11 protein-coding genes are annotated in these 12,641 nt (G+C 68.5%); 6 read left to right on the top strand and 5 right to left on the bottom strand.

The annotated features are described in order from the left end of the window. Positions 1-55: 55 nt before the first annotated feature. Both GNX95_RS38665 and GNX95_RS38660 read right to left on the bottom strand, forming a co-directional pair. Positions 56-2,023 carry an ATP-binding protein gene (locus GNX95_RS38665; protein ID WP_163512739.1) on the bottom strand — a complete coding sequence of 656 codons (1,968 nt, stop codon included), beginning with the start codon at positions 2,021-2,023 and terminating at the stop codon, positions 56-58. 9 nt (positions 2,024-2,032) lie between these two features. Continuing rightward, on the bottom strand, positions 2,033-3,631 hold the full coding sequence (locus tag GNX95_RS38660) for an acyl-CoA carboxylase subunit beta (RefSeq protein WP_163512738.1): 1,599 nt from the start codon (positions 3,629-3,631) through the stop codon (positions 2,033-2,035). An 84-nt stretch (positions 3,632-3,715) separates the two neighbouring features. Here GNX95_RS38660 and GNX95_RS38655 point away from each other — a divergent pair, with 84 nt between their 5' ends. The 3 genes from GNX95_RS38655 (at position 3,716) to GNX95_RS38645 (ending at position 6,543) form a co-directional block, all read left to right on the top strand. Next, complete coding sequence (locus GNX95_RS38655; protein WP_163512737.1) at positions 3,716-4,558, top strand: LLM class F420-dependent oxidoreductase; 843 nt, start codon at positions 3,716-3,718, stop codon at positions 4,556-4,558. Positions 4,559-4,595: 37 nt separating this feature from the next. After that, positions 4,596-4,934 carry a YrdB family protein gene (locus GNX95_RS38650; RefSeq protein ID WP_163512736.1) on the top strand — a complete coding sequence of 113 codons (339 nt, stop codon included), beginning with the start codon at positions 4,596-4,598 and terminating at the stop codon, positions 4,932-4,934. A gap of 265 nt (positions 4,935-5,199) precedes the next feature. Beyond that, on the top strand, positions 5,200-6,543 hold the full coding sequence (locus GNX95_RS38645; protein WP_163512735.1) for an alpha/beta hydrolase: 1,344 nt from the start codon (positions 5,200-5,202) through the stop codon (positions 6,541-6,543). On the opposite strand, the gene GNX95_RS38640 is transcribed toward GNX95_RS38645, so the two are convergent. Then, entirely contained in the window at positions 6,518-7,537 is a 1,020-nt protein-coding gene (locus tag GNX95_RS38640; protein WP_163512734.1) for an ArsR family transcriptional regulator, read from the bottom strand. The two genes, GNX95_RS38645 and GNX95_RS38640, sit on opposite strands and share 26 nt — an antisense overlap. A gap of 374 nt (positions 7,538-7,911) precedes the next feature. Between GNX95_RS38640 and GNX95_RS38635 the strand changes: the two genes are divergently transcribed. From GNX95_RS38635 to GNX95_RS38625, 3 genes are read left to right on the top strand one after another with little or no spacing between them, the layout of a single operon-like run. After that, entirely contained in the window at positions 7,912-9,000 is a 1,089-nt protein-coding gene (locus GNX95_RS38635) for an acetamidase/formamidase family protein (protein ID WP_163512733.1), read from the top strand. 10 nt (positions 9,001-9,010) lie between these two features. Continuing rightward, positions 9,011-9,772, top strand: a complete 762-nt coding sequence (locus tag GNX95_RS38630; protein ID WP_163512732.1) for an SDR family NAD(P)-dependent oxidoreductase — start codon at positions 9,011-9,013, stop codon at positions 9,770-9,772. A gap of 30 nt (positions 9,773-9,802) precedes the next feature. Then, a complete protein-coding gene (locus GNX95_RS38625) occupies positions 9,803-10,705 on the top strand; it encodes a DNA-methyltransferase (protein ID WP_163512731.1) in 903 nt (300 codons plus the stop codon). On the opposite strand, the gene GNX95_RS38620 is transcribed toward GNX95_RS38625, so the two are convergent. Together GNX95_RS38620 and GNX95_RS38615 are read right to left on the bottom strand one after the other, a co-directional pair. Continuing rightward, positions 10,609-11,646: a hypothetical protein gene (locus tag GNX95_RS38620; RefSeq protein WP_163512730.1), complete on the bottom strand. Its 1,038-nt coding sequence runs from the start codon at positions 11,644-11,646 to the stop codon at positions 10,609-10,611. The two genes, GNX95_RS38625 and GNX95_RS38620, sit on opposite strands and share 97 nt — an antisense overlap. After that, positions 11,643-12,641 (bottom strand): hypothetical protein, encoded by a 999-nt coding sequence (locus GNX95_RS38615; RefSeq protein ID WP_163512729.1) that lies wholly within the window; start codon positions 12,639-12,641, stop codon positions 11,643-11,645. Before GNX95_RS38615 ends, GNX95_RS38620 begins: the two co-directional genes overlap by 4 nt.

The following is a 12,641-nucleotide window of genomic DNA, read 5'->3' as shown; positions in this document are numbered from 1 at the left end:
TTACGAAAGCCTCTTTACGGTCAACGTCGCACCGTGAAGAGGCTTTCCGACGCTTTCAGTCGGTGTCGCCGACCACGGCGAGCACCTGACCGGTGTCCACCTGCTGACCGGTGGACACCGACATCTCGGTCAGCACACCGTCGGCTGGCGCGGCCACCGTGTGCTCCATTTTCATTGCCTCCAGCACGAGCAGCGGCTGCCCTTTACGGACGGCGCTGCCGGTCGCGACGAGCACCCGCAGCACGGACCCCGGCATCGGCGCGCGCAGCGAGCCGGTGTGCTCGGCGGCCTCCGGATCCGGGAATCTCGGCGTTTCCACCAGCGCGGTCGAGCCGAGCACACTGTCCACATAGGACGTGCCGTCGACCTGGCGGATGGTGACCAGCCGCCGTACGCCGGACAGCTCCAGATCGACGGTCGTCGCGGACGCCGCGTGCAGCCGTACGTCCACCGGCTCGCCGTCGACCGTCACGTGGAGCCGATCGCGACCAAACCGGTAACCGACCTCGACGACCGTCACACCGAGCCGATATCCCACCAGTTGAGACTGTGTCGGTACGTTTCGCCAGCCGGACGGCACGGCCGGCAGCACCGTCGCCCGGCCGCGCCGACCGGCCTCGGCGGCCAGCGCGGCGGCGACCGTATGCGTGCGAAGAATATCGAGGCCGCCCGGTTGCGCGCCGAGCTGGGCCGGATCGTGGCGCGTCAGATAGCCGGTGTCGATGCGGCCGGCGAGAAACTCGTCGTCCCGCAGGATGGCGACCAGCAGGTCACGGTTGGTCGTCACGCCGTGGACGCGCGCGTCGGCCAGCGCGGTCGCGAGCCGGCGCGCGGCCTCGGCGCGGTCACGGCCGTACGCGATGACCTTGGCCAGCATCGGGTCGTAATGCACCGACACGACCGACCCCGTCCGCACGCCGCTGTCGACGCGTACGCCGGGACCGTCTGGCACCTCGAAGACGTGCAGCGTGCCGGTCGAGGGCAGGAACCCGGCCGGCACGTCCTCGGCATAGAGCCGCGCCTCGATGGCGCTGCCGGTGATCGTCGCGTCGGTCACCTCGGCCGGCAGCGGTGCACCTTCGGCGACCCGGATCTGCAGCGCCACCAGATCGAGGCCGGTGACCAGCTCGGTGACCGGATGCTCGACCTGCAGCCGCGTGTTGACCTCCAGGAAGAAAAACTCGCCGGCCTGGTCCATGACGAACTCGACCGTGCCGGCACCGACGTAACCGATCGCCTTGCCGGCCGCGACCGCCGCCTCGCCGAGCTGCGCGCGCAGCTTGTCGTCGACCGCCGGCGACGGCGACTCCTCGATGATTTTCTGATAGCGGCGCTGGATCGAGCACTCGCGCTCGAACAGCGACACGACATTTCCCGAGGTGTCGCCGAAAATCTGCACCTCGATGTGCCGCGGCGCGTCGAGGTAACGTTCGATGAAAACCGTGCCGTCGCCAAATGCCGATGCCGCCTCGCTGGTGGCGCGCTCGACGGCGTCGGCCAGCCCGGCCTCCTCGCGTACGATCCGCATGCCCCGGCCGCCGCCGCCGAAAGCCGCCTTGACCAGCACTGGAAAGCCGATTTTGGCAGCCACCGCGGCAAGATCGGTGTCGCCGTCGACCTCCGCACTCGGCAGCACCGGCACACCGGCGTCGGCCATCAGCTTCTTGGCGGTCAGCTTCGAACCCATCGCGTCGATCGCGCTCGCCGGCGGACCGATGAAGGTGAGGCCGGCCTGCTCGCATTTCCTGGCGAAACCAGCGTTTTCCGAGAGGAAGCCATAACCGGGGTGGATCGCGTCGGCGCCGGTCGCCAGCGCGGCGGCGATGACCTTGTCGGCGTCGAGATAGGTCTCGCGCGGACTCGCACCCGGCAGCCGTACGGACTCGTTGGCCTGTGCGACGAACGGCGCCTCGGCGTCCGGATCGGAGAACACGGCGACCGTGCGGATGCCGAGCCCGGCGGCCGTACGCATCACCCGCGCGGCGATCTCACCGCGGTTGGCGACGAGGATTTTCTGAATCACCACAGGCTCCTACATCCGGAAGACGCCGAAGTCATGACTTCCCTGCACCGGTGCCGAGTGCACGGCCGACAGCGCCATGCCGAGCACCGTACGCGTGTCGCGCGGATCGATGATGCCGTCGTCGTAGAGCTGCGCGGTGACCGCCATCGCCTGCGACTCACGCTCGATCTGCTCCTCGATCGCGCGCCGCCGCTTGTCGTCGGCCTCCGCGTCGAACGGTTTTCCGGTCGCCTCCGCGGCATTCTTCGCGACGATCGACATGACACCGGCCAGCTGCTGCGCACCCATCACCGCGAGCCGCGAGTTGGGCCAGGCGAACATCAGCCGCGGGTCGTACGCCCGGCCGGACATGCCGTAGTTGCCGGCGCCGAAGGACGCACCGATGTTGATGGTGAGGTGCGGGACCTCGCTGTTGGCCACCGAGTTGATCATCTTGGCGCCGTCCTTGATGATCCCGCCCTGCTCGTACGACTTTCCGACCATGTAGCCGGTGGTGTTCTGCAGGAAGACCAGCGGCGTGTCGTAATGGTTGGCGAGCAGGATGAACTCGGAGGCTTTCTTGGCTTCCTCGCTGAAAAGCACGCCACGCGCGTTGGCGAGCACACCGACCGGATAGCCGTGCACGGCGGCCCAGCCGGTGACCAGGCTGGTGCCGTATGTCGGTTTGTATTCGTCGAAAACCGATCCGTCGACGACCCTGGCGAGCACCTCGCGCGGGTCGAACGGCACGCGGAAGTCGGCCGAGGTGATGCCGAGCAGTTCTTCGGGGTCGTACAACGGATCCGTGGCCGGTCGTGACGGTCCCGGACCGAGCTTTCGCCAGCCGAGATCGGCGACGATCTGCCGGCCGATCCGGATCGCGTCGAACTCGTCGACCGCGAAGTAGTCGCTCAGGCCGGAGATCCGCGAGTGCATGTCGGCGCCGCCGAGCGACTCGTCGTCGGAGTCCTCGCCGGTCGCCATCTTCACCAGCGGCGGGCCGCCGAGGAAGACTTTGGCGCGGTTGCTGACAAGTACGGCGTAATCGCACATCGCCGGCACGTACGCGCCGCCGGCGGTGGAGTTGCCGAAAACCAGCGCGATGGTCGGGATGCGCTTGGCCGACAGGTCGGTCAGGTCGTGGAAGATCCGGCCGGCCTGGACGAAAACCTCGCGCTGGTTGGGAAGATCGGCGCCGCCGGACTCGACCAGGTTGATCAGCGGCAGCCGGTTGAGCCGGGAGATCTCCATCGCGCGGAGGATTTTCCGCACCGAGATCGGGTTCATGGTGCCGCCGCGTACGGTCGGATCGTGCGCGATCATCACGCACTCGACGCCGGAGACGACGCCGATGCCGGTCACCACGCTGGCTCCGACGGTGAACTCGGTCCCCCACGCGGCCAGCGCGGACAGCTCCAGAAACGGCGAGTCCCGGTCGAGCAGCAACTCGATCCGCTCGCGCGCCAGCAGCTTGCCGCGGTCACGGTGGCGTTGCACGTACTTCTCGCCGCCGCCGGCGACCGCGAGGGCCTGCTGGCGCTCCATCTCGCCGATCATGGCCAGCAGCGCGGTCCGGTTGTCCCGGAAGACCTGCGAGGCAGGGTCCACCTGAGAGCGCAGGACAGGCACGGCCGCTCCTCTCGTACGTCGTGGCTGCGCTCACCTTAACGCACGTTAAGGCCGTCGCCGGCCCGTCGTGGCCAACCAGACAGGATGCGATCGCGCTGGACAGGCATAGGCTCAAGTTCCGTGACCAACACCTACACCAATCCGGTACGCATCGGCGTACAACTGCAGCCGCAACACGCCGACTACGCCAGCATCCGTCGCGCGGTGGCCGAGGCCGAACAGATCGGTGTCGACATCGCCTTCAACTGGGACCATTTCTTTCCGCTGACCGGTGAGCCGGACGGCAAGCACTTCGAGTGCTGGACGATGCTCGGCGCCTGGGCCGAGGCGACCAGCCGCGTCGAGATCGGCGCGCTGGTCAGCTGCAACACCTATCGCAATCCGGAGCTGCTGGCCGACATGGCCCGCACCGTCGACCACATCTCCAACGGCCGGCTGATCCTGGGAATCGGGTCGGGCTGGTTCGAGCGCGACTACGACGAATACGGCTATGACTTCGGCACCGCAGGTGGCCGGCTGGACGACCTGGCCGAGGCGCTGCCGCGGATCGAGAGCCGGCTCGGCAAGCTCAACCCGCCGCCGACCCGCAAGCTGCCGGTGCTGATCGGTGGCGGCGGCGAGAAGAAGACGCTGCGGCTGGTCGCCAAGCACGCCGACATCTGGCACGGCTTCGGCGACGCCGAGGTCATCGAGCGCAAGCACCGCATCCTCGACGAGCACTGCGCCGCCATCGGCCGCGACCCGGCCGAGATCGAGCGCTCCGTCGGGACGAACCGGCACGGCGAGCCCGGCGGTGTCGGCGAGCGTACGTACGCGCTCGGGACCAGGTTGTTCACCATCGCCATCAGCGGTCCGGACTATGATCTCGCGCCGCTGCGTGAGTGGGTTGCCTGGCGCGACGAGAAGAACAAGGGTCTGGCTGGTTGATCCCGGCCGCCAGCCGGGTCCGAGTAATCTTTCTTTTGTGGAAGCGTTCGTAGCCAAGGTCAACCCCGGGGTTCGCGCTGTTCTGGAGATCTGCGCGTTCGTGTCGCTGGGGTTGGCTGGCTTCGCGCTGATCCAAGGCGTACTCGGCTGGTTACTGGCGGCGGTGCTGCCGCTGGCGGCCATCGTCGCGTGGGCCATGTTCTGCTCGCCGAAGGCCACCATGCCGCTGTCGCTGCCTGGCCGGATCGTCGTCGAGGCGGTGATCTTCGGCTGTGCGGTGGCCGCGCTGGCCTTCATCGGTCAGGGCTGGCTGGCGCTGCTCTTCGGTGTCGTCGCCCTGGCCAGCGGCGCGTACAAGCACTACACCGATCGCTAGGCGCCGTCTGTTTGCCCTGCGCGGCTGGGCGATTGTCCGCTTGCCGCCTTCTTGACCGCTACCCGCCGGTATACCGGCAAGAAAGTCGCATTCGGACGGCCAAGCCGGCGCCCGATTGTCACCGACGAGGCGAAACCGCAGGTCAGCCACCAACAGACGACGCAATCGTAATCCGATTGCGTCGTCGGGCGGCGTGGGCGGCGGCCGGATTTGAATCTCGTTTAATCGTCTGGCGTGGCGGCGTCGGTGACCGTGTAATGCGTCCATGCGTACGCGTTGGAAGATCTCCGCGTTGGTGGCGACCGCGCTGGTCGCCACCGGTGGACCGGTCGCGGCCGCGCCGCCGGCGCAGGGCCTGACCGGCCAGCATCCGTGTCCGGGCATGACCGGCTACACCTGCTCGACGCTGACGGTCCCGCTCGACCACCGGAGCCCGCGCGGCCGGACGCTCGACCTGCAGGTCGCGGCGGCCGACAACGTCAAGGCGCCGAAAGGCACGCTCATCCTGCTGACCGGCGGTCCCGGCCAGCCGGGCGTGTCGCTGTTGCCAAGGCTGGCACCGAAACTCCAGCCGATCCTCGGCGACTATCGGCTGGTGATGTTCGACCAGCGCGGCACCGGCGCCAATGCGCTCAACTGTCCGCGACTCCAGGCGGAAATGGGATCGACGGATCTCGCGATGCCGACGAGGAAAGCGGTCGAGGACTGCGCCGGCATCATCGGACCCGACCGTCGTTTCTACACCACCAGCGACACGGTCGCCGACCTCGACCAGCTGCGAAAAGCCTTGGGTGCCAACAAAGTGGTGCTCGACGGCGTCTCGTACGGCACCTACACGGCGGAGCACTATGCGATCGCGCATCCGCACAATGTCGCCAAGCTGATCCTCGACTCGGTGGTGCCGCACGACGGCGACGAGCCGCTGTGGACGACACCGATGAAGGCGACCGGTCGCGTGCTGCGCGCGATCTGCCAGACGCGCACGTGTCCGAGCGACCCGGTCGCGGACCTCGCCGCGGTGGTACGCGCACGGACCGACGGCTCCGACATCCTCAACGCGCTGACGGTCTGGGGCATCGTCGACCCGACCTACGCCGGTGCGCCGGAAGCCATCCACCAGGCCAGAACCGGCAACTCGTCCACATTGGACGGTTGGATCCAGGGGGTGAAGCAGGCTACGCCGCCGGAGGAGCTGAGCCAGGGACTCCATGCGAGCACGTTGTGTGGCGATCTGCGTTGGCCATGGATCACCGCACACGCGCCACTGCCCGTACGGCAGCTGACGGTCAATGCCGCGGCGGCGCGGCTGCCGGAGTCCGCGGTCTATCCGTACGACCGGCGGACGGCGGCCACCAACGGGGTCCTGCTCACCTGCCTCTACTGGCCGGAATCGCCGGTGCCGCAACGAAACGGTCGCATGCCGGACGTGCCGACGCTGCTGCTCGGCGGCGATCGCGACCTGTCCACACCGTACGAATGGCTTTACGCGGAAGCGAAAACCATCGCGCATCCGCGGATCGTGATCGTGCCGGGTGCCGGGCACTCGGTGATGTCACGCGCCACCAGCCCGGCCGGGCGCGACGCTATTTACCAGTTCCTGAGCCAATAGCCGACAACACGGCCTCGCCGTGCTCGGTGCGCTGGTAGTAGACACCAGACCCGATCCGCGACCGGCTCACCATCCCGGATCGGTGCAGGATCGACAGGTGATAGGACACCGCGCTCGGTGTGAGGTGATGGCGGCGAGCCAGCTCGGTGGTCGTACGCGCCGCCGCGAGATCGGTGAGCAGCGCGTTGCGGGTCACCCCGAGCAGGCTGTCGCCGGCCGGCTCGACGGCCGGTTTTTCCTCGGTCTCGATGGGATAGACGAGCATCGGCGGCCGCCGCGACGGCTCGCTGACCGGGTCGACGAGCATGCCGACACGGTCGGCGGTCGCGGTCGGCGCCAGCAACAGTGCGTCACCCCAGGTGACCGTCACCTCGTACGGCGAGGCCACGTGCACCTCGTCGTCATGCCAGCTGATCTGCGAGTTGAGGCTGCCGAGCAGGCCGGCCACGCCGCGTCGCGCGAGCACACCGGCACGCCGTTGCACGTCCGCTTCCAGCTCGCGGCGAACGGCGTTCCACTCGGTCGCCAACACCGCCCGCCACAACTGCCGCAGCTCGTCGGCCACCTGTCTGGCGAACGCCGGTTCTCCGTTCGCCAACGCGTCGGTGAGTACGGCCGCGAGCGGATGACCGGCGAGGTTGGCGACCGGCCGGCCGTGCACGACGATCTCCATCTCGGCGCGTACGCGCTGCGCCGACGCCTCGGCGACCTGGCGCAGCGCCACAGCCAGATCGGGCTCGGCATCTTCGGGGTGAGGCCACAGAAAGTCCGGCAGATACGGCGGTGTCGCCAACGCGTCGAGCACGGCGAGCCGGCGGTCGGCCATGGCCCGATGAGCGCGTTCGACGTATCGCCGGATCCGCGTGCCATGCGGTGGTGTGCCGGCGCGCGCCTTCGCGATCGTCAACAGCAGAGTCGACAGCTCGAACAGCGGCGACACCACGAAGCGGGTGTGCGCCACGGTCCGCGGCCGCAGGACGATCCGGATCACCATCACAGTCTGCTCAGGCCGAGCCGAAAACACCGCCCGGGTGGCCGAAATCGACGCCAACATCACGTGCACGTGCAAATGCACTGGCGCCGGCGGTAACGAATCGGCCACATCGCGAACGGCGGCTTTTCCGTTAGCCGGCACTCCTCCGGATTTCGCGGCGTTTACGCAGGTTGAGCCCCGCGACCGAATGAAAAGACCACTGACCATAAACTTTGGGCGAAGATCCATACCGGGAAGAAGGATGCGGATCACCCGGATGGTCTGGCACAGTCTAGGCAGCCCGTAGCAACACGGGCACAAAGCGTGTCAATTCGCCTCGGCCGGCTCACCGGCCGCGCCGTGGCGAGGTCATCGCGAGAAGGGACGCGGTCGGAATGCGGGTGGACCGAGTCAACGGCGGAGCGAGCACGGACATCATCGAGTTCACGCCAAACGCGGATCAGTACGCGTACACCTTCGGCGGCGCCAAGCCGGTGATGGACGTGTCGCCGGGCAGCGTGCTGAGACTCTGGAGCGAGGACGCGTTCAACGGACGCCTGCAGACCGTCGAGGACCGGCCGAGCGAAAAGCTCGACATGACCGCGGTCAACCCGCAGACGGGTCCGTTCTACGTCACCGGCGCCGAGCCGGGCGACACGCTCGCTCTGCACATCGTCGACCTGACGCCAGCGCGCGACTGGGGTGTGTCCAGCGCGATCCAGAACTTCGGCGGCATGACGAGTACGCCGCTCAACCCCACGCTGCAGGACCCGCTGCCGGAGCAGACCTGGATCTATCAGGCCGACCTGGAGCGGCGGGTGGTCCGGTTCAGCGCGGTCAACAGCCAGTTCGAACTCGACCTGCCGATGAGTCCGATGCTCGGCACGGTCGGGGTGGCACCGCCGGCTCGCGAGGTGCGCACGTCCCTGGTCCCCGGCTCGTACGGCGGCAACATGGACACTCCCGAGATGCGCGCTGGCGCGACCGCGTATTTCGGCGTGAACGTCGAAGGTGCGCTGTTTTCCATCGGTGACGGTCATTATCGGCAGGGCGAGGGCGAGGCCTGCGGCACCGCGGTCGAAGGCGCGATGAACAGCACGATCATCGTCGAGCTGATCAAAGGCGGCGCGCCGCCGACCTGGCCGCGGGTCGAGACCGACGACGCGCTGATGGTGGTCGGCTCGGCGCGGCCGCTGGAGGACGCCTGGCGGATCGCGCAGGCCGACATGGTCGACTGGATCAGCGCGCTCTACGGCCTCACGCCGATGGACAGCTATCAGCTGATCAGCCAGACCAGCCTGGCGCCGCTGGCCAACGTCGTCGACACCAACTACAGCGCTGTGGTGAAGATCGAGAAGCGGCTGCTGCCACCGGCACAGTCGTACCAGGGAATGCACGACCACCTGCGCGGCCGCGCCGAGGAGCTGCGAGCGGCCGGTCTGCAGCCCTTTCGACCAGGTACGCCTCTCGATCTGACGGATTAGGCTGAGCGGCGTGGACCTCGGGCTGAGTGGATCGCGCGCAATCGTCACCGGTGGCACGAAGGGCATCGGCAGAGCCATCGTCGACACGCTGGCCGCCGAAGGTGCGTCGGTCGCCTTCTGCGCGCGCACCGAGGCCGATGTCGCCGACGCGACCAAGACGCTGCGCGCCGGCGGAGCTTCGGTGAGCGGCAAGGTGCTGGACATCGCCGACAACGCGGCGCTGCGCACCTGGGTCGCCGAGGTCGCGGCGGAGTTCGGCGGCGTCGACATCGTGATCGCCAACGTGAGCGCACTGGCCATCGGCGACACGTTGGAGACCTGGGAACAGACGCTGCGTACGGACATTCTCGGCACGGTCGGCCTGGTGTCGGCGGCCATGCCGGAGCTGGAGAAGAGCCCGGCCGGGTCGATCGTCACCATCGCCAGCGTGTCCGGCCGCGAGGTCGACTTCGCCGCCGGATCGTACGGCGCCGGCAAGGCCGCGATCATCCACTACACGCAGGGCCTGGCCTATCAGCTGGCCGGCCGGAACATCCGCGCGAACAGCGTTTCGCCGGGCAACACCTATTTCGACGGCGGTGTCTGGCAGAACATCGAGCAGAACAACCCGGAGCTGTTCGCGCAGGCGCTCGCGCTGAACCCGACCGGCCGGATGGCCAGGCCGGAGGAGATCGCCAGGGCCGCGGTGTTCCTGGCCAGTCCGGCGGCGAGCTTCGTCACCGGCACGAACCTGGTGGTCGACGGCGCTCTGACACGCGGCGTGCAGTTCTAGTTTTCCGGTTCGTTGTGGCACGCTCGCCAGGTGGATGTCACCGATGCGTACGCGCCACCGGTCTTCCGCGCCGGTGAGGCGAGCCTTTACGCCGGTGACTGCCTGGACTGGTTGCGCACGCGCGAGCCGCGCAGCATTCACGCGGTGGTCACGGATCCGCCGTACGGCATCGTCGAATACAGCGAGACCGAGCAGGCGAAACTGCGCAGCGGTTATGGCGGTGTCTGGCGCATTCCACCGACGCTGAACGGCAGCCGGCGCTCTCCGTTGCCGCGCTTCACCACGCTGGACCGCACCGACCGAGCCGCGATGTATGGCTTCTTCCACGACTGGGCCGCTGCGCTGCGTCCGGTGCTGGTGCCAGGAGCACACGTGCTGGTGGCGGCCAATCCGCTGTTGTCGTATGTGGTCAGCGCGGCACTGGAGGACGCCGGTCTGGAGCGGCGCGCCGAGATCGTCCGGCTGGTGATGACGATGCGCGGCGGCGACCGGCCGAAAAACGCGCACCAGGAGTTTTCCGATGTCACCGTGATGCCGCGGTCGATGTGGGAGCCATGGCTGCTCTATCGCGAGCCGTTTTCCGGCACGGTCGCGGAAAACCTGCGCCGCTGGGGCACCGGCGGCCTGCGCCGCACCGGGCCGGACCGGCCGTTTGGCGACGTGATCCCCTCGTCGCCGACGCGGCCGGTCGAGCGGCGGATCGCACCGCATCCGAGCCTGAAACCGCAGGCGTTCCTGCGCGCGGTCGTACGCGCGATGCTGCCGCTCGGTCGCGGTGTGCTGCTCGACCCCTTCGCCGGCTCCGGATCGACGCTGGCCGCCGCGTCCGCGGTCGGCTATCGCAGCGTCGGCATCGAGCGCGACCCGGAATATCTGGAGCTGGCCGCTCGCGCCATCCCGGAGCTGGCCGCGCTGCCGGTGCCCAACAGCTGACTCTTTCTGCCGAGAAACACCAGCAACACCAACGAAGACAGCGCCAGCACACCCCAGCCGATCAGGTTGGCGATGCCACCCTGCGCCAGCAGCAGCGGCGCGACCCACCAGTAGACGGCCACCCCACCGGCGGCCGCGGCGAGCCGGTGACCGGCGGACCAGCCGGGCCGGCTCGACCACCAGGCGATCAGCGCGACCGCGGCGAAGCCGACCACGGTGGCCACCGCGACCTCCACCGCCGCCGGGACAACGTACGGTCCGAAGCGGATCGCCAGGTGGAAAACCGAGCCAGCGGCGAAGGTCGCCAGCGCCACCAGCCACGGACGCGGCGCCACCGCGGTCGTCGGCTTTTGTGGCGGTCGTACGACAAAACCGAGGACGACGAAGGCGACCGCCGCGACCACCGCGGCGGCCAGCTGTGCCGCCGACGCGACGAACTGCGGCGACGAGCTCCTGATCGAGAACCAGCAGGTCAGAGCGATGCCGAGGACGAACAGCACCGCTGTCACGGCCAGGCCGATCGCCCCCAGCCAGGGCCGGTCGCCGCGCTTTGCGAACAAGGTTTCGGTCAGCGCGATCGGAATCGCGATGCTCCACGCGGCGTGTACGCCGAGCATGTAGACGAGCCACGGGCCGGCTGTGCCGATCGCCGGGACGAAACCGTAGGAGAGCAGGTCGAGGCCGACGTAGTGCTGGTCGAACAGCGACTGTGTCGCGATGCCTTCCTCGACCAGCGCGTACGCGATGCCGAACGCCACGATCGCCGTCCAGCCGCGACCGCTGCGCCGCGCCACCTCGCGGATCAGGATGGCGCCGGAACCGTAGAGCAACGCCAGGGCTGGCAACGCGAAGAACGCGGTGACCGGCACGTTGCCAAGCAGGAACTCGGCGACCAGCGGCGCCAGGAAGAACAGGACGGCGACCGGACCCAGCCGCTTCATGCCGCCACCAGCTCGCGCGCCGCCGCCTGGCGGCGGAACCCCCAGGCGATCACGGCGAGCATGAGCAGCACCAGGATGACCTGGCCGACCAGGTCGGCCGGCGTCACCTGCAGCGGCTTGATGACACCGCCGGTCGCGACTCGAAGCACGCCGATCCAGCCGTAGTTGAGGATCGCGCCGGTCGCGAGCGCCAGCACGTGCCGGCCGTCCCATCCGCCACGCGCCGACCAGATCGCCGCGATGGTCAGGAAACCGGCCCACAGGAGGACCTGCGCGACCGTGGTGAGCCAGGCCGGCAGCACGGCCTGGCCGTATCGGTCGAAGAGCTGGAACACCAACGCGAACGCCGTGCCGGCGACGCCGACCAGCCACGGACTCGGCGCGTTGCCAGTCCGCGATGCGGCGACCGGACGCAGGAACACCGCGAGCACGATCAACACCACGAACGCGACAGCCGCGCCGATCAGCTGTCCCGGCGCCGCGACGAACTTCTCCGTGGCGAGCTGGCTGGCCGTGGTGACCACGACGCCGACCACGAAGAACGCGGCGACGACGGAAACCCCGACCTTGCCGAGCCAAGGCGTCGTACGCCGGTCACCGGCGACCGCCTCGGCCATCGCGATCGGCGTGCCGATGCTCCACACCACGTGCAAGCTGAGCACGTAGATCGTCCAGACCGGCGACATGCCGATCGCCGGGATCAGGCCGTACGCGAGCAGATGCTCGCCGGCGTAGTGCGGATTGAACAGCGACATCGTGACGATGCCTTCCTCCAGCACGCCGTAGGCCAGCGCCGCAACCAGCATCGTCGGCCACCCGCGACCCGTACGCCGGACGATCTCCCTGACCAGGATCGCGCCGCAGCCGTACATCGGGAGGAAGAACAGCAGGAACGCCACCTTGGTGACCGGGATGTCGCCGAGCAGGAACTCGGCCACCAACGGTGAGAGAAACAGGAGCAGCAGCGCTGGCGCGATGCGGCGGAGAGTACGCAC

The organism is Fodinicola acaciae, from assembly GCF_010993745.1.
Lineage (GTDB): Bacteria > Actinomycetota > Actinomycetes > Mycobacteriales > HKI-0501 > Fodinicola > Fodinicola acaciae.
The sequence above is the reverse complement of the archived record's forward strand: the minus strand, read 5'-3'. Positions and strand labels throughout refer to the sequence as shown.